The organism is Actinosynnema sp. ALI-1.44 (assembly GCF_001984155.1).
GTDB lineage: Bacteria > Actinomycetota > Actinomycetes > Mycobacteriales > Pseudonocardiaceae > Kibdelosporangium.
This window is the reverse complement of record NZ_MTQO01000044.1, coordinates 159,387-183,050: the sequence shown is the minus strand read 5'-3', so window position 1 is coordinate 183,050 and position 23,664 is coordinate 159,387. Positions and strand designations below refer to the sequence as shown.

At 69.4% G+C, this 23,664-nt stretch carries 16 protein-coding genes; 9 read left to right on the top strand and 7 right to left on the bottom strand.

The window, feature by feature from the left end:
• The first annotated feature begins 4 nt into the window (after nucleotides 1-4).
• The 8 genes from ALI144C_RS19455 (at nucleotide 5) to ALI144C_RS19420 (ending at nucleotide 10,103) form a co-directional block, all read left to right on the top strand.
• Nucleotides 5-865 (top strand): ABC transporter permease, encoded by an 861-nt coding sequence (locus ALI144C_RS19455; RefSeq protein WP_076988535.1) that lies wholly within the window; start codon nucleotides 5-7, stop codon nucleotides 863-865.
• A gap of 13 nt (nucleotides 866-878) precedes the next feature.
• Nucleotides 879-1,652, top strand: coding sequence for an ABC transporter permease (locus tag ALI144C_RS19450; RefSeq protein WP_076988534.1), 774 nt, complete (start codon nucleotides 879-881; stop codon nucleotides 1,650-1,652).
• On the top strand, nucleotides 1,649-2,665 hold the full coding sequence (locus ALI144C_RS19445) for an ABC transporter ATP-binding protein (protein ID WP_076988533.1): 1,017 nt from the start codon (nucleotides 1,649-1,651) through the stop codon (nucleotides 2,663-2,665). The genes ALI144C_RS19450 and ALI144C_RS19445 overlap by 4 nt, the downstream gene beginning before the upstream one ends.
• 3 nt (nucleotides 2,666-2,668) lie before the next feature.
• On the top strand, nucleotides 2,669-3,700 hold the full coding sequence (locus ALI144C_RS19440) for an extracellular solute-binding protein (RefSeq protein WP_076988532.1): 1,032 nt from the start codon (nucleotides 2,669-2,671) through the stop codon (nucleotides 3,698-3,700).
• A 16-nt stretch (nucleotides 3,701-3,716) separates the two neighbouring features.
• Nucleotides 3,717-4,781 carry an alcohol dehydrogenase catalytic domain-containing protein gene (locus ALI144C_RS19435; protein WP_076988531.1) on the top strand — a complete coding sequence of 355 codons (1,065 nt, stop codon included), beginning with the start codon at nucleotides 3,717-3,719 and terminating at the stop codon, nucleotides 4,779-4,781.
• Entirely contained in the window at nucleotides 4,781-7,648 is a 2,868-nt protein-coding gene (locus ALI144C_RS19430) for an aminotransferase class III-fold pyridoxal phosphate-dependent enzyme (RefSeq protein ID WP_076988530.1), read from the top strand. Before ALI144C_RS19435 ends, ALI144C_RS19430 begins: the two co-directional genes overlap by 1 nt.
• Nucleotides 7,645-9,264, top strand: coding sequence for an amidohydrolase (locus tag ALI144C_RS19425; protein WP_076988529.1), 1,620 nt, complete (start codon nucleotides 7,645-7,647; stop codon nucleotides 9,262-9,264). Before ALI144C_RS19430 ends, ALI144C_RS19425 begins: the two co-directional genes overlap by 4 nt.
• A 119-nt stretch (nucleotides 9,265-9,383) precedes the next feature.
• The gene (locus ALI144C_RS19420) at nucleotides 9,384-10,103 is read left to right on the top strand and encodes a hypothetical protein (protein ID WP_237774223.1); all 720 of its coding nucleotides are present in this window, start codon (nucleotides 9,384-9,386) and stop codon (nucleotides 10,101-10,103) included.
• Nucleotides 10,104-10,270: 167 nt separating this feature from the next.
• Here the strand turns inward: ALI144C_RS19420 and ALI144C_RS19415 are convergent, their stop codons facing one another.
• Nucleotides 10,271-10,852, bottom strand: coding sequence for a ClpP family protease (locus ALI144C_RS19415; protein ID WP_076988728.1), 582 nt, complete (start codon nucleotides 10,850-10,852; stop codon nucleotides 10,271-10,273).
• A gap of 440 nt (nucleotides 10,853-11,292) precedes the next feature.
• On the opposite strand from ALI144C_RS19415, the gene ALI144C_RS19410 reads away from it, so the two are divergent.
• Nucleotides 11,293-12,441: an MFS transporter gene (locus ALI144C_RS19410; RefSeq protein ID WP_076988727.1), complete on the top strand. Its 1,149-nt coding sequence runs from the start codon at nucleotides 11,293-11,295 to the stop codon at nucleotides 12,439-12,441.
• Nucleotides 12,442-12,462: 21 nt separating this feature from the next.
• On the opposite strand, the gene ALI144C_RS19405 is transcribed toward ALI144C_RS19410, so the two are convergent.
• The 6 genes from ALI144C_RS19405 to ALI144C_RS19380 are packed head-to-tail and all read right to left on the bottom strand — an operon-like array spanning nucleotide 12,463 to nucleotide 23,659.
• Nucleotides 12,463-13,683, bottom strand: coding sequence for a cytochrome P450 family protein (locus ALI144C_RS19405; protein ID WP_076988528.1), 1,221 nt, complete (start codon nucleotides 13,681-13,683; stop codon nucleotides 12,463-12,465).
• Nucleotides 13,684-13,729: 46 nt separating this feature from the next.
• Nucleotides 13,730-18,481, bottom strand: coding sequence for an SDR family oxidoreductase (locus ALI144C_RS19400; protein ID WP_076988527.1), 4,752 nt, complete (start codon nucleotides 18,479-18,481; stop codon nucleotides 13,730-13,732).
• Between the two features lie 22 nt (nucleotides 18,482-18,503).
• A complete protein-coding gene (locus tag ALI144C_RS19395) occupies nucleotides 18,504-19,919 on the bottom strand; it encodes an ACP S-malonyltransferase (RefSeq protein ID WP_076988526.1) in 1,416 nt (471 codons plus the stop codon).
• A 52-nt stretch (nucleotides 19,920-19,971) separates the two neighbouring features.
• The gene (locus tag ALI144C_RS19390) at nucleotides 19,972-21,402 is read right to left on the bottom strand and encodes a cytochrome P450 (RefSeq protein ID WP_143230738.1); all 1,431 of its coding nucleotides are present in this window, start codon (nucleotides 21,400-21,402) and stop codon (nucleotides 19,972-19,974) included.
• Nucleotides 21,399-21,986 (bottom strand): cupin domain-containing protein, encoded by a 588-nt coding sequence (locus tag ALI144C_RS19385; protein WP_143230737.1) that lies wholly within the window; start codon nucleotides 21,984-21,986, stop codon nucleotides 21,399-21,401. Before ALI144C_RS19385 ends, ALI144C_RS19390 begins: the two co-directional genes overlap by 4 nt.
• On the bottom strand, nucleotides 21,986-23,659 hold the full coding sequence (locus ALI144C_RS19380) for an FAD-dependent monooxygenase (protein ID WP_076988524.1): 1,674 nt from the start codon (nucleotides 23,657-23,659) through the stop codon (nucleotides 21,986-21,988). Before ALI144C_RS19380 ends, ALI144C_RS19385 begins: the two co-directional genes overlap by 1 nt.
• Between the last annotated feature and the right edge of the window lie 5 nt (nucleotides 23,660-23,664).

The following is a 23,664-nucleotide window of genomic DNA, read 5'->3' as shown; positions in this document are numbered from 1 at the left end:
GGACATGGCCGGGGCGACCTCGACCCGGCACAACCGCCGGTCAGCGACCGGGTGGATTCTGCTGCCCGCGATCGCGGTTCTCCTGGTGTTCTTCTTCTACCCGCTGGCCATCATCGTGTGGCGCAGCTTCACCGAACCAGCGATCGGGCTGGACAATTACACCGCACTGTTCACCGATGGCGTGTCAGTCACCGTACTGCTGCGCACGCTGCGGACCGCGTTGATCGTCGGTGTGGCCACGCTGCTCATCGCCTACCCGTACGCCTACGCCATGACCAGGGTGTCCCGCCGCATGCGGGCGGTGCTCACGGTGCTGGTGCTGTTGCCGTTCTGGACGTCGGTGATGGCTCGTAACTTCGCCTGGTACCTGCTGGAACAACGCGGTGGGCTGATCGATCGGTTCTTCTCCGCCATCGGCATCGACGGCGTCGTCCTGCTGGGCAGCGTCACCGGTGTGACGGTGGCGATGGTCCAGGTGATGCTGCCGTTCATGGTGCTGCCGCTGTACAGCACCATGAGCACGATCGACCTGAGGCTGATGGACGCGGCGACCAGCCTCGGCGCTTCCCGCCCGAAGTCGTTCGCGCGGATCTACGCCCCGCTGTCGCTCCCGGGTGTGGTGTCCGGCTTCAGTCTGGTGTTCATCGTGACGCTCGGGTTCTTCATCACGCCCGCTCTGCTGGGCAGCCCGCAGCAGTCACTGGTGTCCCAGGTGATCGAGACCCGAGTCGGTGATTTGCTGGACTTCCCCGGCGCGGGCGCGCTGGGCACTGTCCTGCTGGTCGTCACGCTCGTCGTGCTGTTCGCGGTCAGCCGGGTCGCCCGGCCCGCGACCGCGTTGAACCAGGCGGTGGACCGTGCCTAGTACCAAGCAGAATATGGGGTGGGGCCTGCGGCTGTGGGTGCTCGCGGTCGCTGTGCTGCTGCTTGCGCCCACGCTTGTGGTCATTCCGATGAGCCTCGGCGCCGGTCAGACTTTCGAGTTCCCGCCGAAGGAATGGTCATTGCGCTGGTACGAGGAGTTCTTCTCCTCACCGCAGTGGATGGACTCCGTGATCACGTCGGTCCAGGCCGCGTTGCTGACCGGTGTGCTCGCCACGGTCATCGGTGTGGCCGCCGCGATCGGACTGGACCGCGGCCGGTTCCCCGGCCGGGAGATGCTGCGCTCGGCCATGATGGCCCCGATGATCGTGCCCGGCATCGTGGTCGCGATCGCCATCTACGCCACTTTCCTGCGCTGGCACCTCAACGGCACGCTCCTCGGGTTCGTCCTGGCCCACACCGTGCTCGCGGTTCCGTTCGTGATCACGTCCGTGTCGGCCAGCCTCGCCGGGTACGACCGCACGGTCGAGGTCGCCGCGGCCAGCCTCGGCGCGTCCGGCTGGACCATCGTCCGCCGGATCACCCTCCCGCTGCTGGCGCCGGGCATCGCCTCCGGGTTCGTGTTCGCGTTCGTCACCTCGTTCGACGAAGTGGTGATCGCGTTGTTCCTGCAAACCCCGGACATCCGCACCCTGCCCGTCCAGATGTACGACTCGATCACGCTCGAGATCGACCCGACCATCGCCGCGGCGTCCAGCCTGATCGTCGTGGTCACCACCGCGGCCCTGCTGCTGCCCCAACTCATCCGCCGACGCCGGAGCGACGCATGAACCCTTCCCGAAGCCACGGCATCCGGATCTCCGGTGTGTCCAAAGTGTTCGCCGGGCTGCCCCGGCCCGCGGTCGACGACGTCTCGCTGGACATCGCGCCGGGGGAGTTCATGACGTTCCTCGGCCCGTCCGGGTCCGGCAAGACCACCACCCTGTCCATGATCGCCGGTTTCGTCCCGCTGACCAGCGGCTCGATCTGCGTCGACGGCAAGGACATCAGCGGCCTCAAGCCCCACAAACGCGACCTCGGCGTGGTGTTCCAGCAGTACGCCCTGTTCCCACACCTGACTGTGGCCAAGAACGTGGCGTTCCCGCTGCAGCAGCGTTCCGTGCCCAAACCGGAGATCCGGACCAAAGTGGACGAAGCACTCGCGCTGGTCGGGCTGTCCGACTGCGCCGACCGCCTTCCCCGCCAGCTGTCCGGCGGTCAGCAGCAACGCGTCGCGCTGGCCCGCGCCGTCGTGTACCAGCCACGGGCGCTGCTGATGGACGAGCCGCTGGGGGCGTTGGACAAGAAACTGCGCGACCAGCTGCGCAAGGAAATCGCCCGGATGCACCGCGAACTGGGTATGACGTTCCTGTTCGTCACACACGACCAGGAAGAGGCGCTGACGCTGTCCGACCGGATCGCCGTGTTCAACAACGGCAAGGTCGAGCAGGTCGGCACGCCGACCGAGCTGTACGAACGACCGGCCACGCTGTTCGTGGCCCAGTTCCTCGGCGAGTCCAATGTGTTCACCGAGGACGGCGACGAGCGCAAGTTCGTGGTCCGGCCGGAGCGACTGGACCTGCACGCCGGGCCGGACAGCGTGCCCGACGGACACCAGCGCCGCAAGGCGGTGATCACCGAGGTCGTCTACGTGGGCAACCACCACCGGATCGGGCTGCGTTTCGACGGCGGCACCGAGGGCTCCGCGATGCGGCTGGCCGGGGCCCCGCTGCCCGCCGCACCGGGCGAGCCGGTGATCGCCAGCTGGAGTCCGAGTCATCAGACCAGCGTTCAAGGAGGGTGAGTCGTGCGTCGACTGGGATTGGTGGCCGTCGTCGCCGTGTTAGTCGCGTCGTGCGGCACAGCGGGCGGGGACGGCAAGTCGCTCACGTTCGTGTCGTACGGCAAAGGCGCGTACCAGGACGGGCAGCAGAAGGGCTTCCTGGAGCCGTACCAGAAGGACACCGGCGTCAAGGTGGTGCTGGATGGCCCGTCGGACAACGCCAAACTGCGGGCCATGGTGGAAGCGGGCCGCGTGACGTGGGACGTCGTCGACACAGACGCGTTCATGGCCCGTGAGCACTGCGGAACGTTGCTGGAGAAGATCGACGTGGGCCCGCTGAAGGACAGCTTCCCACCCGGTACCTTGTCCGACTGCGGTGTCCCGGCTGCCCTGTTCGGCTTGATGTTCATGTACAACGAGAAGACCTACGGCGCCAAGCCGCCGACCGCGCTCGCGGACTTCTTCGACCCGGTGAAGTTCCCCGGCAAACGCGTCATCTACGCCAAGGACCCGACCACCGGCCAACTCGAAGCCGCGCTGCTCGCCGACGGTGTGCCCGCCGACAAGCTCTACCCGCTGGACATGGACCGCGTGCTGCGGACGTACGGCAAGATCCGCCGCGACCTCACGCTGGCCCAGACCTACGGCCAGCAACAGCAGATCATGGTGGACAACCAGGCGGACATGGCGCTGATCGTCAGCGCCCGCGCGTACTCCACGTTGAAAGCCGGTGGCACGCAGTGGAAACGCGTTCCCACGAAGATCCCGGTGACCTGGGACGTGTTCGTGGTGCCGAAGGGCAGCCCGAAGAAGGACCAGGCACAGGAGCTGATCAAGTACGCCTCCGGGCCGGAGCAGGGCGCGCGGTTCGCCGAACTGTCCGGTGCGGGCGCCGCCAACACCGCTGCCAGGAAGTCGGACCTGAACGACATCCAGCGGCAGATCGACGTGCTCGGCCCGCAACACGCGGCCGACACGGTGTTCATCAACGCGGACTGGTGGACCGGCAACTACAGCCGGGTCGTCCAGGCCTGGACGACATGGCAGACCGGCTGAGCCGAAGGAGAATCTGATGCGGGCCGCGGTGTTGCAGCACAGCGGAATGGACGGGATCGGGATCCGGGACGACGTGTCCACCATGGACGTCACCGACGTGCTGGTGCGGGTCAGGGTACGGGCGGCGGGTGTGTGCCATTCGGACCTGTCCGCTGCCACCGGACGGCTCGGCATCGCCCCACCGGTGGTGCTCGGCCACGAAGCGGCCGGTGAGGTACTGGAAGTCGGTCCGGACGTGGCCGGGTTCGCCGTGGGGGACAGGGTGATGGTGTCGTGGGTGCCGCAGTGCGGGACATGCCCGTGGTGCCAGCGGGCACAACCCGAACTGTGCACGTACAACACGACGCCCGGCTACCGGCGGCCCCGGTTCGTGGTGGACGGCTCGCCCGTGGCCGCGCAGGCGGGCTGTGGCGCGTTCGCCGAGGAGATCGTGGTGACACAGCACAACCTGGTGCCGTTGCCGGATGACGTGCCGTTCGAGATCGGTGCACTGGTCAGCTGCGGCATCACCACGGGTGTGGGCGCGGTCCGCAACACCGCGGCGCTTCGACAGGGCGACAGCGCCGTGGTGATCGGGTGCGGCGGCGTCGGGATGGCCGTTGTCCAGGCCGCCCGCGCCGCCGGCGCCGCCACGGTGCTCGCCGTCGATCCGGTCGCGGCCAAGCGTGAACTGGCGTTGACTCTGGGTGCGACCGCCGTGGCCGCACCGGACGAACTGACCGGAGTGATGGGGGACGGGTTCGACGTGGCTTTCGAAGCGGTCGGGATTCCCGGCACCATCCGGGCGGCGTACGACGCCACCCGCCGGGGCGGCACCACCGTGGTCGTCGGCGTCGGGGCGCCGGACGCGGTGGTGCCGTTCACCGCGCGTGAGCTGTACGCCAGCGGCCGACACCTGGTCGGCTCGGTGTTCGGCTCCAGCGACGTGCGCCGCGACTACCCCCGGGTGATCGACGCCTGGCGGGACGGGACGTTGAACCTGGAACCGTTGATCAGCGGCCGGATCGACCTGGCCGAGCTCCCGGCGGCTCTGGAAGCGTTGCGCGGCGGTTCGGCGTTGCGATCGGTGGTGGTGTTCTGATGTCCGCCATCGACCAGCGCTACCAGCGCATCACCGCAGGCGTCCCACAGCTCGACGACGACACACTGCGGGCCGTGCTGCGCGACAGCTTCGACGTCGACGCCGTGCGCACGCGGCCGTTGGCAGGGGAGACCGATCGCAACCTGTGGGTGGCCGACGGGTCTGGCGCGGAGTACGTGTTCAAGGTCTGCGCCAACGACGATCTCGGCGCCGTCCGGTTCCAGAACGCGCTCCTGCAGCACCTTGCCGAACACTCACCAGACCTGCCCGTTCCCCAAGTCGTCGGCGACGTGGTCCCGGTTGGTGACCTGGTCGCCCGGCTGCTCACGTGGCTGCCCGGCACACCATTGGCCGAGGTCGGCAGGCGCAGCGCCGAGCTGATCGCCGACGTGGGAGCGATGGCGGGCAGGCTGGCCGCCGCGACCACCACCTGGCAGCACACGGAACTGCCGCCGCCGCACTACTGGGAGTTCCCGCACGCGCCCACGGCTCTGGCCGAGTCGCTGTCCGCGGTGGCCGATCCGGGCCTGCGGGCCGCGATCAGCTTGGTCGAGACCGAGTTCGTGCCGATGCTGGACGAGTTGCCCGCCCTGCCCCACGGCGTGGTCCACCACGACCTGAACGCGTTCAACATCCTGGTCGGACCGGGTCGTGAACGACGCGTGACCGGTGTGATCGACTTCGGCGACGCCCAGTACACCGCCCGGATCGCCGACCTCGCCGTGCTGCTGGCCAGCGCCATGCGCGGCCAGCCGCACCCGCTTCGCCTGGCCGCCGCGCTCACCGCCGCCTACCACCAGGTGTGCCCGCTCACCGAAGCCGAATTGGACCTGCTGTACCCGATGCTGGCGGTTCGCGCGGCCACGGTTGCCGCGACGGCCGCCCGGCTCAACGCGGCCCGTGATCACGGCGATCCACGCCACAGGTCGCCAGCCGCGGCGGACCTGGTCCGCACCCTCGCCGAAATCCCCACGTACGTGGGCACAGCGACACTCCGGCACGCGTGCGGGTTGTCTGCCCACCCGGCCTCCGATGCCGTCACCGGTTGGCTCACCGCGAACGCCGGTGGGGCCATTGTGGACTTCGACCTGGCACCGATCGACCTGTCGGTGAGTAGCGCCGTGTTCGACGACGCGGACCCACGCGACTCGGCAGCGTTGCGCGGCGCGGAATCCGCCGCGGTGCGTGTCCAACCGGCACTTGGGCGCTACGGTGAGCCACGATTCGCCGACGGCGGGAACATCCGCACCGGACTCGATGTGTTCGCCGCCGCCGGAACCCCGGTGACGGCACCACTGGCGGGAACGGTGGAAACCGGCAACCCGGCCGCTGATCTGGTCCTCCGGCACGAACCCGCGGCCGGTGTCCGCTTCTGGACCATCTACACCGGACTGTCCGCTTCGGTCGGTGGCGGGAAGGTGATCGCGGGACAACACATCGGCGTGCTCGGCGCGTCCGAACGGCTGCTGGTCCAGGTGTCCGTGGTGCCGCTTGGCGGGTGGCGCCAGGTGCCCGGTGCGGTGGCGTACGAGGACGCCCCGGTGTGGCGGGAACTGCTGCCCGATCCCAGCCCGTTGATCGGCGCCGAGCCGTGGGTGTCCGTCACGTCAAGGGCTCTGGAAGGCAGGAAACGGCACCTCCCGCACACCCACCCGACCTACTTCAGCGCGCCGGTGAACATGGTCCGTGCCAGGGACTGCCGGTTCTACGACGAGACGGGCCGAGGCTACCTCGACGCGCTCAACAACGTCACACTCCTGGGTCACTGCCACCCCAGGCTGGTGGACGCCGCGGCACGGCAACTGCGGCGGCTCAACACCAACAGCCGGTTCGTCTACGACGTGCTGACCGACTACGCCGAAGCCCTGACGGCCACGCTGCCGGACGGCCTGGACGTGGTGTACTTCCTCAACTCCGGCAGCGAGGCCAACGACCTGGCGCTGCGCATGGCCCGTTACATCTCCGGCCGTGACAACGTCGTGATCATCGACGACGCCTACCACGGCTACACCACCACGGTGGCCGACGTCAGCCCGTCCCGCTACAAGCACTACGGCAAGCCGGACACCACACATCCCACCCCGGTACCGGATCGCTATCGCGGCGCGTACGGCTACGACGACCCCGACGCCGGTGCCAAGTACGCGCGGCACGTCACGGACGCGTTCGACGAGGTGGAACCGGCCGCGTTCCTGTACGAGGCCCTGCTGGCCGGTGGTGGCCAGATCGTCCTGCCTCCCGGCTACCTCGCGCCGATCCACGACGCGGCACGGCAGCGTGGCGTGTTCACCATCGCCGACGAGGTCCAGGTGGGATTCGGCCGCCTCGGCGAGGCGTTCTGGGGATTCCAGACCCAAGGTGTGGTGCCCGACTTCGTCACCATGGGCAAGGCCATGGGCAACGGGTTCCCCGTGGCGGCCCTGGTGACCACCAGGGAGATCTCGGAGGCGTTCGACCGCACCGGGCGGTTCTTCTCCACCTACGGCGGCAACCCGGTCGCATGTGCGGTCGGGCTGGAGCTGCTGCGCGTCATGGACGAGGAAGGCTTGCAGGACAACGCGCTGACCGTGGGGCAGTATCTGCGGGACCAGCTCACCGAACTGGCCACCCGCCACTCGCTCATCGGTGACGTCCGGGGCCAGGGCTTCTACAGCGGCGTGGAATTCGTCCTTGACCGCGCGACGAAGGAACCGGCCATCCCGGAGACGCTGGTGGTCTGCGAGCGGCTGAAGGAGGAAGGCGTGCTGGTGTACCCGACCGGGCCGTCCTGGAACATCCTCAAGCTCAAACCGCCGCTCACCTTCACCAGAGCGCACGCGGACGAGATGACCACGGCACTGGACCGAGTACTGGAGGCAGGCTGGTGACCGCGGACATCGTGCTGCGCGGCGGAAAAGTATTGACCGTCGACGAGGACTTCACCGTGACGACCGCGTTGGCGATCACCGGCGACCGGATCACCGCCGTCGGAGAAGAGGCCACCGCACTGATCGGGCCGGACACCCAGGTCATCGACCTGGACGGCCGAGCGGTGCTGCCGGGCATCAACGACGCACACCTGCACCTGGCCATGTTCGGCCAGTCCCGCCGCAACGCCGACCTGACCACAGTGGACGCCGTACCGGCACTGCACGCGGTGCTGCGTAAGCAATCACCGCGCGGCGGCTGGCTGGTCGGTGAGGGCTGGCGCGAGGTCAACATCCCGGACCTCGACCCGCACCGCACCGTCATCGACCCCGTGACCGGTGACGTCCCGACCGTGCTGCACCACGCGTCACGCCACTCGATCCTGGTCAACACCGCCGCGTTGCGCCGCGCGGGCATCGACCGGCACACCGCGAACCCGGTCGGCGGGATCATCGTCCGCGACGAGGACGGCGAACCCACCGGCATGCTCCTGGAATCCGCGGGGGAGTTGGTCACCCGGCACATTCCCGCGCTGTCCACAGAGGAACGCCTCGACGCGATCGTCGACGGCATGCGCGTGCTGAACACCCTGGGTGTCACCAGCGTGACGGACCCGATCGTCTGGCCGGAGCTCCTGCGTGACTACACGCTGTTGCACCAGCAAGGCCGAGCGACGGTGCGGGTCAACGCCCTCCTGCACTGGGACTGGCCGTCCCCGTCGACCTCGGTGGAACGCCTGACCACCATGCTGGGACAAACAGGCGTGGCCACCGGCCTCGGCGACAACCGGCTGCGGATCGGCGGCGTGAAACTCTTCGCCGACGGCGTCCCCAGCCACGGAACGGCATGGCTGCACGACCCGTACCCGGACGGAACCTCGGGGCACCTCGTCACCCCCGGCGCGGACGACGACGCCCGCTACAGCCATCTGCTGGACCTGATCGAGGTAGTCCACCGTCACCGCCTGCAAGCCCAGATCCACGTCACCGGAGACCGAGCGGCGGACGCGGCGGCGGACGGAATCATCCGAGCACAGGCGAAAGACCCGTGGCCGCAAGCCCGCCACGCCCTCATCCACGGAACACTCCTGGCCCCGGAAACGATCCGCCGCCTGGGTGAACACCGGATCGGCGTGGTGACAAGCTCGCTGATGCGAACCTACAGCGGAGCCACGATCAGCGCCGCGGTCGGCGTGGAACGCTGGAACGACGCGTTCCCGGCAGCCGCCCTGCTTGCCGCCGGAGCGCCCGTCGCGGACAGCTCCGACGCCCCGGTGTGCTTCCCCGACTGGCGCGTCGGACTCGCCACCTTCGTCGGCGCGGGCCCCCACCCGTTGGCCGAGGTCCCGCCCAGCCTCCGCCTGACCCGTGAACAAGCGATCCGCCTGTGGACAAGCAATCCCGCGTACTTCGAACACGCTGAGGAACACAAGGGTTCGCTGGTACCAGGCCAGTTGGCTGACCTGGTCGTCGTCGACCAGGACCCGCTGGCCGTGCCGGAGAAAGAACTGGCCTCGCTGAAGCCACAGTTGACAGTCCTCGGTGGCAAGGCGGTGTACTCCACTACGGACATGTAGTCGGCGAGGTTCACCCATTCGGCGGCAGTTACGCACTGTGTCCCCATGTGTGAATAGTTGGCCGCGGCACGGGTTGGTCCCGGGGTGGAGTGCCGCGGTTCGGCGACGAGGGGAATCGTGTGCCAGAGGAACGATGGGTAACGCTGAAAGACGGCAGAAGAGTCAAGATCGGCGGCACGAAGGGCGGGGTGGTGGCGATAGCGGCCGCCGCGGCGGTCATCGCCGGCGGTGGCGGCGCGGCAGGGCTCGGCGGCGCCCTCAGCGGGGGATCCGGCAGCGCGGTCACGTCGGAAGCCCTGGCGGGAAACAGCGGGGGAGCGGTGGACTCACTGCCTGGCCGCTCGCTGAACACCCGACGCGCCGAAGGTCGCGAGTCGGCGAAGCGAGGAAGGTCCGACGAGGCGTGGAGCAGGGTGAAGTTCAAGCAGCTCAAACGCAAGGTCGAACGCGAGATGAACTGCATTGCGGCCGCCACTGACCAGGTACGCGAGTTCCTGACCAAGACCCCGTGCACATCGATGCGGGGAGTTGTCCTCGCAGTGGGCGATGGCCACGGCAACGCCGCAGTCGTCACGGTCGTGCGAGTCGGATTCAAGACGAAAGCACACGCCCGGGAGTTCAAGGAAGTCGAAGACGTCCACGGCAGTGGAGACATCCGGCCGCTGGGCATCACGGCGGCCCTTGGCCTGGCAGACGTGAAGATGACCGGCCTGCACTACCACGCCCGCCCCGACGGCACAGCAATGATCGTCGCCGAAGCCGACACCGCCACGGGGCACGTCGACGGCGGAACCTTGGACGCACTCGCAGACATCGCCTCCTACCTGCCAACCACCTGACTGGGGACGCACACCTCGCCCGCTGCTGACGATGCTCAGGGAGACCCCTGCGACAGGCGCACGGTGTGGATGATGCTTCACCCGCTCGACGTCGAGATCGGGTGACGAAACCCAGTGCGCTCCCCATGCCAGTCACGGGGCGCGGCCGGGCGAGCGGGGGAGCCGGGTCAACTCGGCCGGACGGCCGACGGTGCGCTGATCACGTGGTCGACCAGGCCGTAGTCGCGGGCTTCCGCCGCCGTGAACCAGCGGTCGCGGTCCTGGTCGGCCAGGATCTGCTCGACCGAATGGCCGGACCGTTCCGCGGTGATGCTGGCCATTTCCTTCTTCCAGAGACCGAACACCTCGGCCCGGATCCGCACGTCCGAGGCGACGCCGCCGACTCCGGCTAGGGGCTGGTGCATCATGACGCGCGCGTTGGGCAGCACGTAACGCTTGCCGAATGCGCCCGCGGTGAGCAGGAATTGTCCCATCGATGCCGCGAGACCCATCGCGTAGGTGGCGATGTCCGGTTCGACGAGTTGCATCGTGTCGTAGATCGCCATGCCCGCGGTGACCGAGCCGCCGGGGGAGTTTATGTAAAAGGTGATGTCCTTGTCCGGGGCCTCGGCCGCCAGCAGCAGTAATTGCGCGGTGAGCCTGTTGGCGACATCGTCGTCCACCTCTGACCCGAGGAACACAATGCGTTCTTTGAGCAGCCTTTCGAATACCGAGTCGTTCAGGCTGAGCCCCGCGGTCGCAACCGGCATCTGCACGTCCAACGATGGTGACACCACGTGACGTCGCTCCTCCCAGGCGGTGGGTGATGTACATCCCGAATGTAGCAAAGGTGGAAAGCGCGGTCGAGCACGTGCAATGCCGCTGCCAAGCGAATCTGCTCTCAGCGGATAAGCTTTGAGCGAAACCGTTTGACAACGGCTCGTACGGCAATAATCGCTGGTCATCGCACTGGTGTGGGCGGAAGTGGTCGGCTTGACAGCGGTTACGGTCTGTGGTTGTCTGGTTACCTCGTTCCGGATCGGGATCGCGACTTCGATCCGACGTTATGGATGGGGTGTGCGCGTACGATGATCTCGTCGCCGGGAGGGTGGCGGTATTCCGCACGTCGGCGGCAATTCTTCGGGGTGTCGAAGCGCGTTTCCGGTCGAGTCATGACACATCGGACTTCTGTACAAGGATAAACATTGTGATGCCGTTGAGTTTGGTGTCCCTGATGCTGTGCGTCTTCGGCATCACGACCGGTGAATTCGTTATCGCGGGCATTCTGCCGGACATCTCGGCGGACCTCCAGGTGTCGATCCCGACGGCGGGCCTGCTGGTCACCGCCTATGCCATCGGCATGGTCGTCGGCGGCCCCGTGCTGACCGCGCTGACCGTCCGGTACCCGCGCAAACCGCTGATCCTGACGCTGCTCGTCGTCACCATCGTCGGCAACCTGGTGTCGGCGATCGCTCCGGTCTACGCGGTGCTGTTCCTGGCGCGGATCATCACCTCGCTGGTGATATCGACGTTCTTCGCGAACGCCATCGTGATCGCGGTGTCGACGGTGCCGCCCGAGAAGCACGCCTCCACGGTGTCGAAACTGGTGTTCGGCACCAACCTCGCGATAGTCCTCGGCGCCCCGCTCGGCACGTTCGTCGGCGACAGCTTCGGCTGGCGCGCCACGTTCTTCACCGTGGCCGCCATCTGCGCGCTGGGCCTGCTCCTCACGTGGCGGCTGGTGCCCGCGGTGGCCAGCGAGAGCACCTCGGCGATGGCGGAGCTCAAAGTGGTCGGCAACCGCAACGTGCAGCGGGCCATCGCGGTGACGGCGATCGGCAACGCGGGCCTGCTGATGGTGTTCACGTACCTCGCGCCGTTGCTGACCGACCTCAGCGGGGTCAGTCCCGGCCTGATCGCGGTCATGTTGCTGCTGTTCGGGGTGGGCGCCGCTGTCGGCAGCCTGATCGGTGGCTGGCTGGCCGACCGCGCGCTGATGCCGTGGCAGATCGCCTCGCTCGCCCTGCTGACAGCGGTGCTGCTCGTCATGTGGGCGGCGAGCGCCAGCACGGTGATCAGCGCGGTCCTGGTGTTCGTGGTCGGACTGGTCGGGTTCCTTGGTGTGCCGGGAATGCAGACGCGCGTGCTGAAGACCGCGACCGGTGCGCCGCGGCTCGCCCTCGCGGTGAACGCTTCGGCGTGGCAGCTCGCGGCGGCGTTCGCGGGCTGGCTGGGCGGAGTGGTCATCGACGGGCCGGGGCTGCGCACCGTCTACCTCGTCGCCGCGGGTGTCACGGTGCTGGGCATGCTCGTGAGCGCTTACTCGTGGCGCCGGGATCGCGCGGCCGTGCCCGTGTGAGCACGACCGCGCGGGGTTGTTTCAGCCCAGGCGCACTCGTAGGTGGGTAAGGCCTCGGACCGTGGGGCTGTCCCGCCAGGTCAGCGTGTTCGGAGGGTCCACAAGAGACATTCGAGGGAACCGGGTGAGCAGGGTGCGGAACGCGATCTCGCCCTGCAACCGGGCCAGCGAGACGCCCAGGCAGTAGTGCACGCCGTACCCGAAAGCGACGTTGGGCGCGATGTCCCTGGTCACGTCCACCTCGTCCGGGCGTTCGCAGTAGTCCGGATCCCGGTTCGCCGCACCGAGCGCGAGCAGAACGATCTCACCCGCGCCGATCTCGACACCCGCGATCGTGATCGGCTCGGTGGTGTACCGCATGGTGGCCAGGTTCACCGGGCTCTCCCACCGCAGGAACTCCTCCACCGCACCGGGCAACAGACTGTGGTCGGCGCTCACCCGGGCCAGTTGGTCCGCGTTGGTCAGCAGGGCGAGTGTGCCGCTGCTGATCATGTTCACCGTGGTCTCGTGGCCCGCGCTCAACAACAGGAACGCCATCGCCACGGCTTCCGCGTCGGTCAGCCGGTCGTCCTCACCGCCCGCGACGATGGCCGACAGCATGTCGTCGCCCGGCTGGGCCCGCTTGCTCGTCACGAGCCCGGCCAGGTAGTTGGCGAACGCGTCGGCCGCGGCCTCGAACTCGTCCGGCTCGGCCGCCGAGGTGAGGATGTTCGCCCAGGTGCGGAAGTCGGCCCGGTCCTCGTCGGGCACGCCGAACATCTGGCAGCTCACGGCCATCGGCAGCGGGTAGGCGAAGGTTTCGATGAGGTCGACGACCCCGTTGCCCGCAGCCCGCGCGATGTCGTCGGCCAGGCCGGTGGCGATCTGGTCGATCGCGGGCCGCAGGGCGGCGACGGCCCGGCCGGTGAACCCCCGCAGCACGAGCTTGCGCAACCGGGTGTGGTTCGGCGGATCGGACGTGATCATGGTTTCGTTGAGCTGTTCGAAGTACTGGGGTGGACTGTCCGGACCGGTGTGCCGTTTGATCGCCGCGTCCACTCCGGCGTGGCTCTTGGCCAGACGCGGATCGGCGAGCGCCGCCCGCACGTCCCGGTAGCTCGTCACCAGCCACACCGGGAGACCCCTCGGCATCACCGCCCGCACCACCTGCCGCCCCTCGGCGCGCAGCCGGGCGTACAGCGCGTGCGGATCGGCCATGAACGCCTCGTCGAGGTGCACTGCCTCGGATGTCGTGCTGGTCATCGGGAGATCTCCTTGGTGTGGACGAGTTCGAAGGGGCGCATGGCGATCACCACCGCAGTACGGCCGAGTCGACCCCGCTGATCCCGGCGACGACCTGACCGTCCGGGGCCAGGGCGACCATCCGGTCGTCCTGGGCGTACAGGGCGAGTTCGCCGTGCAGGGTGCGCAGGTCCCAGTCGTTGCCCTCGGCGTACAGATCGATCCGCGCGACGCCGGTCGGGGTACGCACCGCGCCGTCCGATCCGGCGGCCAGACCGACCCTGGCGAGGCCGTCGATCAGGAACACCGGCATCAGCAACGAATCGGCCAGCGGGTGGTCCGCGCGCTCGGCGAAGCGGTAGGTCGCGCGCGTCCGGCAGGCGGAGCCGCGGATGTCGGCCAAACAGTGGAACGGCCCGGTCAGTGCGATCGTGGTGTCCCCGGCGGCCAGCGGCTCGGTCACAGCGGTGTCGGCCACGGCATCGGACCACGGTAGCCACTGTGGCGGATCGGGATGCTTGCCGGCAAGCAGTACCCGGGTGCGGAAATGCGTCCGGTCCCGCACCAGGAGCACCCCGCCGGGCGAGCGGACGTCCTCTGAGATGACCACGTCGACCTCGGTGACGCCGTCGGTCTCACCCAGCACGGTCGCCTTGACCCGCTTGGACACCCGGCCACGGTCGGGATGGACGTGCACGAACCGTTCGAACCGGGAGTCGACGAACGCGATCACCTTCCCGTTCGGGACCAGGCGTCCCGCGGCTTCCGCCGCGATCTCGGTGACGAACGCGCCCGGCAGCGTCGGAACGCCACGCACGAGGTGATCACGCAGGTACCCGTCCACGGCGAGGTCGAAGACCACGTCGAAGGTGACCGCCTGCTCGGCCGTCGGCTGCCCGTCGGGTAGGTAGAACCGGCCGCGCGGGCGCCCTTGCCCCACAAGGTGGCCAGGGTGCAGTTGGCCGAAGGTGTGCTGGTCGGCCGCGCCCATGGTGAGGACCACGGGTTCGGTGTTGGCGGCCCGCAGTTCGCTCAGGAAGTACTGCACGCCTTCGGCGCTGCTCATGGCGGTGTACAGGGCCGTCCGCCGGAAGTAGCTGTCAGCGAGGTCGCCGGAACTGCCTGCCATGCCCGCACCGGTCCACATCGTCCAGTCGATGGTGTACTCACGCGCGCCTTCCGCCGCGGCCGCGGTCGCCGCGGATGCGAGGAAGTCGTTGCCGGAGGCGTAGTCGGCTTCGCCGAGCTGTCCGAAGTAGCCGATCAGGGAACCGAAGTTGCACCAGATCCGCGGCTGCCGGTCGCCGAACGCCCGCTTGAGGTTCCAGTACCCCTTCACCTTGACGTCCCGGATCGCGGTGAACTCGGCGAACCGCTTGTCCGCGATCGGTGCCGAGCGGTTTCGCCCAGCGGCGTGGACGAGCAGGTCCACGGATGCCGATGCCGCCAGGATCTCGTCCACTGCCGCCTGGACAGCGTCGGCGTCCGTCACGTCGCAGGACAGGTAACGCACCCGGTCAGCCCCGCAGGATTCGGCGAGGCGTGCCACCGTGTCCCGGGTCGACTCGGCGTTCGCCAGCCGGTCGAACTCCCTGTTGAGCGCGGGGACCGGCACAGATCGGTCCCCGGCCAGCCGCCGCCGGATGAACGCGGACCGCGACCCGCCCGCCGCGGCCCATTCGCGGCTGTCCTCGTCGGTCAGCCTGCCGCTGCCCAGTACGTAGATCCGGCACCGGTAGCGGCGCGCGATCTCCTTGGTCACCTCGGCGGTGATGCCGCGCGCGCCGCCGACCGCCACCACGACGGACTCGGCGGTCAGTTCGCTCCCACCCGGCTCGATCGGCACTTCCACCAGGCCGGGAACCAGCCTGGTGTCGCCGTCGTAGTGAACGACCGGGAACGTCCTGCGCAGCCCGCCCTCCGCGTCGGCCTGCCGGATTCCCACCGCGGGATCGGCCGAGGTGGTGGCGAGCGCGAAAGCCCGGCACCCGGCCAACTCGAGCCCGACGACCTTGATCAGGCCGGTGAACAGGCCGACGGGCGCGGCCACTGTTCCTCCGGTGTGGCCGCCGAGCAGCAACGCGATCACCGACGACCCCGGCTCAGCGAGGCTCGCTGCGCTCATCTGTGTGACGAGGAAAGCGGCATCGTGCAAGGCCAGTAACGCGTCCGATTCGGCCAGCCGAGTGAGGATCCGGACGTGCCGCACGGGCTCGTGCCGCGCCGCCAGCCACTTGCTGATCGCCTCGGGTTCGGGCACCGGCATGACCATCCAATCAGGCCGGTCTGGTGCCGCCGCCGTCGACAACACGGTGGCGTCCGGTGGCAGGGGGAGCGCGGCGGCCAGGCCGGGGTGGTCGGTGAGCAGGACCAGCCCGGACGGCAGGAAAGGCACCCGGTCGCGGACGGGTTCGGCAGGCGCGGGCCGTAGCCGAACCGCGTTGCGCCGCACCAACTGTTCTGTCGGCTCGGCCGGTGAACGCTCGGGGATCGTCAGGTCGAGCCGAGTGGCCGGATCCGAGCACCGCACGGAGACCCGGCCCGGTGGGCGATGCAGTGCCGCGAGGACACCGAGGGCGCCGGATGCCCCGAGGTAACGGGAGAACCGGGGAGCACACTCGATCGTCACGGCATCGTCCGCCTGGTCCGCCTGGTTCGCGGAGGTCACCAGGTCGCCGACGTGAGCGAGGATGGGAAGCTCGTACCGAGCAGCGAGATCCTCGGTGGTCACCGCGAACATGACCGCGCCCTCGGCGAGGTCGGCGCCGGTGCGCCCGTGGCCCGCGGCGAACTCCGGGAGCGTGTTGCCGTGCACGCCGGTGACCAGGGCCAGGTCGAGCTCACCGGTGCGCACGTAGAGCGCCGCGGTGTCGATCGCCGCGAGTCCGGACGCCATGCCCGCGTCCAGCGCGATGTTCGGGCCGTGCAGGTCGAAGCGGTTGGCGACCCGAGCCGCGATGATGTTGGGCATGGTGCCGGGGTAGGAGTCCTCGTTGACCGGCCGGATCGCGCCTCGGACGTCCTCGTTGAGCCCGGCCAGCCCGCCGGTTGTCTCCGGCAGCGTCGCGGTCCGCGAGTCCGAACGGAGCGTGTCCACGACATCGTCCAGGTAGATCCGGTTCGCGATCAGCATGGCGACCCGGGTCGGTCCACTGTGGCCGACGAACACTCCCGCGTCCGACGCGTGGTCCTCCCACAGCCCGGACAGCCGGGTCGACAGGTCATGAGCGCACTGCATGGCCATGAGCTGGGTGCGGTCCATCATCCGGATCGTCCCGGGTGGCAGCCGGACCTGCTGGAACGGCGGCATCGGGTAGTCGGCGCCGAAGCTTGCCGCGGGGTCGTCGCCCGTGCCGCGGATCCAGTCCACTGTGGCGGCACGGTCGGCCAGGCCCGGCAACAGCGCCGACCAGCCGACGATCACCGCACGCCGGTCGCGGGCCCGCGCGGTCGGAGCCGCGCCGGGCCGCTCGTTCGGCGCGTGCTCCCGTACGACCACATGTGCGTTCGTGCCCCCGAACCCGAACGCGGACACCGCAGCCGCCCGTGGCCGACCCGCGCGTGGCGGCCACGGGACGGCCTCGGGGGGAATCCGGATGCCCGCTTCGTCCAGCTCCGCCGCCGACCGTGGCGCGGTGAACCGGATCTGTGCCGGAATCCGTTCGTGCCGCAGGCCGAGCACGGCCTCGATCACCGACACCATCCCGGCCGACCAGGCCAGGTGACCGATGAGCGACTTGTTCGATGACACGTGGACGTTGGTGTAGTGCCTGCCGATCGTGCGCAGCTCGACGTCGTCGCCGGTCGGTGTCCCGGTTCCGTGCCCGATCACCCAGTCGATGTCCGCTGCGCCAACGGGCCCGGCGAGGGCCCTGGCCACGGCGATGTCCTGACCGTTGCCGTTGGGTGCGTAGATCGCTGTGCCGCGCCCGTCGGAGGACATCCCGGCGGACGTCAGCACCGCGAGGACCTCGTCGCCGTCGTCCAGCGCGCGGCGCAACGTTTTCAACACGACCACGCCTGCGCCGTCCCCGAAGAGCACGCCGTCGGCTGTGTCGTCGTAGGAGCGCACCTCGCCTCGCCGGGACAGCCCGCCGAGCTTGGCGAACATCACCGTGGACCTCGCGGTGAACGCGAACGAGCTGCCGCACACCGCGAGGTCGCAGCGGCCGAGACGCAGGCTCAGCATGCCCATGGCGATCGCGTACAGCCCCGACGAGCAGGCAGTGTCCACGGTCCGCACGTCGGTGTCGTCCGGCAGCAATCCGGCCATGGCGATCCTGGCCACCCGGTCCGGGAACAGCCGGGCCGGATCGGTGGTGGCTCGGGGAAAGTGATCCCCGAGGACCGCGGCCGCCGCGGCCGAGACCTCCTCGCGCCGGGCCGCGGGGACGCCGTCGGCGGCCATGGCGCCGGTCAGGCGGTCGAGCATGGACGCGACCACCTCGGTCTGTTCGAGGTCCAGGTTGCCGTCCGGGGTGTACGCGACCGGGAACACCACGCGATCGTTCGCGTCGCGCCGGACTCCGCGCAGCGCCTGCGTCATCGAGTGACGCAGCCACGCCGTCGTCATCTCCATCCCGGCGCAGGCGTCGGCTGCTTGCGGCTCGGGCCGGAAGCCGGTCAGGAAACCGAACCGGTCCTGATAGGACTTGTCCTCCGCGCCGGGATCATCGGCGATGAAGGCCGCGCGGTTCCAGCGGTCGGCCGGGGGCGGCACGAACAACTCCGCGCCGGTGCCGCGTACCCGCCAGAACTCCGCCGGTGAGTTCGCCCCTGGGACCGCGAGACCCATTCCGACGATGGCTATCTCGTCCACGTCACTCCTCTGGTCACAACTACTAGGACCGTGCGCGCATGCTGTCGTGGATGAACTCGCTGATCTTGCTGAGCGTGTCGTAGCTCGTCACCCGGAACGCCTCGTCCCGTGCGGGCAGGCCGAACCGGTCGAACGACCGGCGCAGCAGCTCGACCTGTTTCACCGAGTCGATGCCGAGATCCGCCTCCAGTTGCGCGTCGCTGGTGAGCACCTCCACCGGGTACTCCAGGGCATCGGAGTACAGGGCACGCAGTTCGGCCTCGATGTCCGGCTGCCCCATCGGCTGTACCGCGTCGGTGGTGGCAGCGGGCTGCGTCACCACGGGTTCGGCGCTCTCGGTGAGCCGGGCGCGTGCGGCCGCGATGATGTCGTTTCCGTTCCGTGACCAGAACTCGGTGAACGCGTCGACGGTCAGTTCCGGGGCGAGGACAGTGCGCAGGACCTCGCTGTGTTCCGGCACGCGCAGAGCGGTCAGCGTGTCGTCCAGCGCGAGCTGATCCGCGCGGACGACATCCAGCGTCGCGAACGTCTCGAGCCCGTCCGCGTCCGGCAACGCCTTGTGCGCCAGACGCCCCAGCGTCGTGAGCGGGCCGACCTCGACGAACCGCCGCGCTCCTCGCTGGTACAGCGTGTCCATCCCCTCCGCGAACCAGACCGGCCGGACCAGTTGCGCGGCGATCTCGGCGGCGAGGTCGTGGTTCTCGTCGTAGTAGTACCGGCCCATCGGCGAGTACACCGGCACGGTCAGCGGTTTCCTCGGCAGTTTCGCGATCCGCTCGGCCAGCGCCGGTACCGCCGCGGCCAGTACGGGGGAGTGGAAGGCGTACGGACTGATCAACTCGGTCGCGGTGATGCCCAGCAGCCGCGCGATTCCCAGCAGCCGCACCATGTCCCTGCTCGGTCCACTGCAGACGGTCTGGCCGGAGTGGTTCACCACAGCCACGGACACCGCTTCGGCGTCGAGCACGTCGACCAGCTGCCGTGCACGTGCCTGGTCGACCGCCAAGGCCACCATCTTGCCGTCGGCCAGGTTGAGCCCTTCGATGACGCGCACGCGTTCGACGACGATGCGTGCGCCGTCCGAGACGCTGTACGCGCCGGCCGCGACCAGCGCGGTGATCTCACCGAGGCTGTGCCCGGTGATCACGTCGGGTGGCCCGCCGCGCTCGACGAGGACCCGGTGGGCCGCGATGCAGGCGGCATAGATCGCCAACTGGGCGACCCAGGGGTCGTAGTTGGCCGACAGCTGGGTCAGATCCGGTTGCGGGTCGGTGAACAGGATGCCGGACAGGGATTCGCCGTAGATCTCCTCGGACACCGCGTCGATGTCCGCGAGCACGGCCTTGACCTCCGGGTACCGGCGCCGGGCGAGGGCGAAGGCGCCCGCGTGGTAGGACCCCTGACCGGGGAAGAAGAACACGGTCTCGCTTGCAGGCATGGTCGTTCGAATCCTTCGTGTCGGGAGCGGGATGGCAGCGAAATGGCCACTGTCAGCGATGCCTGGCAACGACTCGCAGGGGAAGGCCGCCGCGCGGCCGGACGATGATCTTGGCCTGCGGGTGTGTGGTGTGGCCCGCGACGGGCTCCACCCGCCAGTCGCGGGCGAGGGTCGCCAGGACCACGGCCCCTTCGAGCTGAGCGAACTCGTTGCCGATGCACTGCCGCGGACCGCCACCGAACGGGAAGTAGGAGAACCTCGGGCGGTCGGGCGACAGCGCGGTCGCGGTCAGGTTGTCGGTGGATCCGTCCGGGAAGCGCTCGACCCACCGTTGCGGCGCGAAACGTTCCGGATCCGGCCACCACCGCGGGTCCCGGTGGACGACCCACGGACTCATCGCCACGGTGGCGTTCGCTGGAACACGCGTGCCGAGCACGGTGTGCTCCGCCAGCGCGCGCCGGGCGACCATCCACACCGGCGGGTAGATGCGCAGCGCCTCGGCGAACACCGCACGAGTCCACGGCAACGCGGGCATGTCGGCGAAGGCGGGCAGGCGGCCACCGAGGACCTGGTCCACCTCGATGTGCACCTGCTCGGCCATCGCCGGGTTGGTGGCGAGCAGGTGCAGCGCCCACGCCAGCGAGTTGGCCGTGGTGTCGTGCCCGGCCATCAGCAGCGTCAGCACCTCGTCACGGACCTGCTCGTCGTCCATCGGCTCGCCGGTGTCCTGGTCCCGCGCCTGGATCAGCATGGACAACAGGTCCGTTCCGTCGGCCCCGTTGCTCCTGCGCTCCGCGATCAGCTGGTGCACCACGGTGTACAGCCGGTTGCGGCCGCGCAGGAACTGCCGGTTGGACGGCAACGGCAGCCGCGACAGCACCTCCCCGCCGGGAACAAGGGTCCACCGCAGCGGCCCGTCGTTGCGGGGCAGCGCGGTGCGCACCGCGTAGCTGACGTCGCTGTCCAGTGACACGTCGAAGATCGTCCTCGTCACCACGGCCATGGTGAGTTCGATCATCTCCGCGAGCATGTCCAGCCGCGCGCCGTCGGTCCAACCGGCCACGCGCTGCTCGGCGATGTCGGCGAACGCGTCGACGTAGCCCGCGACCCGCTGCCGGTGGAACAGCGGCTGGAGCAACTTGCGCTGCTTGCGGTGCTGCTGGCCGATGCTCGTCAGCAGGCCGCGGCCGAGCAGCCGGGCCAACGGTGCCTGCCCGCTCCCGTTGGCCGCGGCGTTGCCGAGGATGTCGCTGTCGAACCGGGGCGCCGAGGCGATCAGCACGTCACCGATGGCCTCCGGGTCACTCAGCAGGTACATGGTCCTTGGCCCGAGCGGTACGAGGACCAGTGGCCCGTAACGGTCCCGCATCGAGGTCAGGAAACCGGGCGCGTCGGTCATCAGACCGCGGACCGTCCGCAACTGCACGCCGGGTGGCCCAGGCGGCCGGTCCCGAGTGGTAGTGGTGACGGGGGAGCGGCTCACCGTGTGCCTCCGTTCTCGGGTGCCGGGCGCAGGCGCCTGCGGCTGACTGGGACGTAGGTGCCCGGATACCGGAGCCGGGCGATCGGCCGCAGCGACCGGAACACGAGGTTCTGCACCCACGCCGGTGGCGAGGCCAGCACGAAGTCCGAGCGGAACTCGTCGGCGATGGCGGCCGCGCGCAGCGGATTGGGGTAACCCCACCGGTTGGTCTTGCCGTCGGATGCCAGACCCCACACGGTTTCCAGCAACTCGTCCATGCGCAGCGCGGGAAAGGTCGTGCTGAACACCATCGCGTCCTCGTCGGTGTGGTTGACCATCTGGTGCGGGACACCGGGCAGCGCGACGTACCGGACGCCCGGTTTGGCCAGGATCTTCTCGCCGCCCAGCTGAATGGTGATCTCGCCTTCGACGACCTCGAAGGTCTCGGTCTGGTTCGGGTGGATGTGCGCGGCCGCGACCGCGCCGCCGCCCCGCAACCGGTAGTCGAACTCGATCAGCTGCCCGCCGGTGCCCGCCCGCTCCGTGCGGACCCTGGCCCATTCGCCCGACTGCGTGTTCGACACGACCTCGCCGGCGTCCAACATCAGCACGCACCTCCGACAGTCTGGAAGTAGGCCCGGATGGCGGCGGGCGTGCTGGCGCGCCCGATTCCACCCAGGTATCGATCCGGCCGTACCACGACGGCCGTGTCCGGACCCGCGTGCAGCGACCGCCGGACCACGCCCGCGTAATCCGGCACGACCTGCCACGCAGGTGTGTCCGGGATCGCGTCGGCGGGCACACCCGGCGAGTCGAACACGATCACCGGTACGTCCCTCGGGACCGCGCGGTACAGCGCGGTGAACCCGTCGACTTCGTCCCACCGTCGGCCCCGGCCCGCCCAGGCCAGCACCGCCGGAGTACCGGCAGGCCACAGGTCCCACAACCGGTGCGGTGTCGCCGGGCCGCTTCCGTCCAGCAGCGGGTCGGGCAGCCGGGCACCGACGTACGGGCGGCCCACGACAGTGGCCAGCAGACCACGTGCGTGCCGGGCGACGAGCCTCGGCGCGGACGCGGGCACCAGACCGGCCGGATGTCCTTGGCGCACACCGCTGACCACCGGCGGCAGCGCCCGTTGCACCACGCCGCGTCGCCCCGCGTTCGACCACAGCCGGTCTCGGGCGGACCGGGCGAACCGGCTGCTCAGAGTGGCTCCCTTGGTCATCCGGTCGGCCATCAGCACGGTCAGCGACGCGGCCGGCCTGCGCTCGGCGTCGTAGGAGTCGAGCAGCACGTCCGGGGCCTCGCCCCGGCACACCTTGGCCAGCTTCCAGCCCAGGTTGACCGCGTCCTGCAGCGCGGCGTTGACGCCTTGCGCCCCGGCCGGGCTGTGCACGTGCGCGGCGTCACCGGCGAGCAGGACCCGGCCGGACCGGAAGCGCGCCGCGATGCCCTGCCGCACGCGGAATCCACTGAGCCACTCGAGCGAGGTCAGCGTGATCGGAACCGGGCTGCGCGCGGTCACCAGCTGCTGTACCCGGGCCATCGGCCACTCGGCCGGATCGGGCCGTTGCGCGCCGACGGTCATCGTCAGGCGCCACTGGTCGCCCGGCATGGGCAGCACGTGCAGCACGGCGTTCGCGTGCAGGAACCAGTTGATCCAGTCCCGGGGCAGCCCGGTGCGCAGCCGCACGTCGGCGAGCAGCCAGCCGTACTGCTCCAGCTCGCCGGACATCGCGATCCCGGCGTCGGCCCGGACCTGGCTGGCCGGGCCGTCGCAGCCGACCAGCCAGTCCACCTCAGTGGTCTCCTGACCGTCCGCGCTCTCCAGGGTGACCGTCGGCAGCCCCGAGACCGATGTCCGGGCCTGGACCAGCCGCACGCCCTTCTCGACCTTCCCGCCCAGCTCGACCAGCCGGCGTTCCAGCAGCTCCTCGGTCTCCGGCTGCGGCAGGACCAGGCCCCAGCCGTACCGCGAATCCAGGCCGGCCAGGTCGAAGGAGGTCAAGGGCCGCCCCTGCGACCACAGGGAGCCCCCGCGCACCGGCAGCCCGCGCTCCGCCGCCTCGTCGGCGACTCCCAGATCCCGCAGGATCTCCAGGCTCCGCGGCCAGATCGCGATGCCCTTGGACCGGGTGCCGTGCTCGATCGCGGCGTCGATCACCCGGCACGGCACGTTCGCGCGGTGCAGCTCGCAGGCCAGCGCGAGCCCGGTCGGCCCGGCACCGACCACGAGCACGCTCGGCCAGGACGAGTGTGGTTGCGACAGTGTGGCCATCGACC

What these genes read in the sequence shown, in the direction of transcription:
- ALI144C_RS19455 (WP_076988535.1), top strand. Translation starts at nt 5, where the DNA reads ATGGCCGGGGCGACCTCGACCCGGCACAACCGCCGGTCAGCGACCGGG.
- ALI144C_RS19450 (WP_076988534.1), top strand. Translation starts at nt 879, where the DNA reads ATGGGGTGGGGCCTGCGGCTGTGGGTGCTCGCGGTCGCTGTGCTGCTG.
- ALI144C_RS19445 (WP_076988533.1), top strand. Translation starts at nt 1,649, where the DNA reads ATGAACCCTTCCCGAAGCCACGGCATCCGGATCTCCGGTGTGTCCAAA.
- ALI144C_RS19435 (WP_076988531.1), top strand. Translation starts at nt 3,717, where the DNA reads ATGCGGGCCGCGGTGTTGCAGCACAGCGGAATGGACGGGATCGGGATC.
- ALI144C_RS19430 (WP_076988530.1), top strand. Translation starts at nt 4,781, where the DNA reads ATGTCCGCCATCGACCAGCGCTACCAGCGCATCACCGCAGGCGTCCCA.
- ALI144C_RS19415 (WP_076988728.1), bottom strand. Translation starts at nt 10,852, where the DNA reads ATGCCGGTTGCGACCGCGGGGCTCAGCCTGAACGACTCGGTATTCGAA.
- ALI144C_RS19410 (WP_076988727.1), top strand. Translation starts at nt 11,293, where the DNA reads ATGCCGTTGAGTTTGGTGTCCCTGATGCTGTGCGTCTTCGGCATCACG.
- ALI144C_RS19405 (WP_076988528.1), bottom strand. Translation starts at nt 13,683, where the DNA reads ATGACCAGCACGACATCCGAGGCAGTGCACCTCGACGAGGCGTTCATG.
- ALI144C_RS19395 (WP_076988526.1), bottom strand. Translation starts at nt 19,919, where the DNA reads ATGCCTGCAAGCGAGACCGTGTTCTTCTTCCCCGGTCAGGGGTCCTAC.
- ALI144C_RS19385 (WP_143230737.1), bottom strand. Translation starts at nt 21,986, where the DNA reads ATGTTGGACGCCGGCGAGGTCGTGTCGAACACGCAGTCGGGCGAATGG.
- ALI144C_RS19380 (WP_076988524.1), bottom strand. Translation starts at nt 23,659, where the DNA reads ATGGCCACACTGTCGCAACCACACTCGTCCTGGCCGAGCGTGCTCGTG.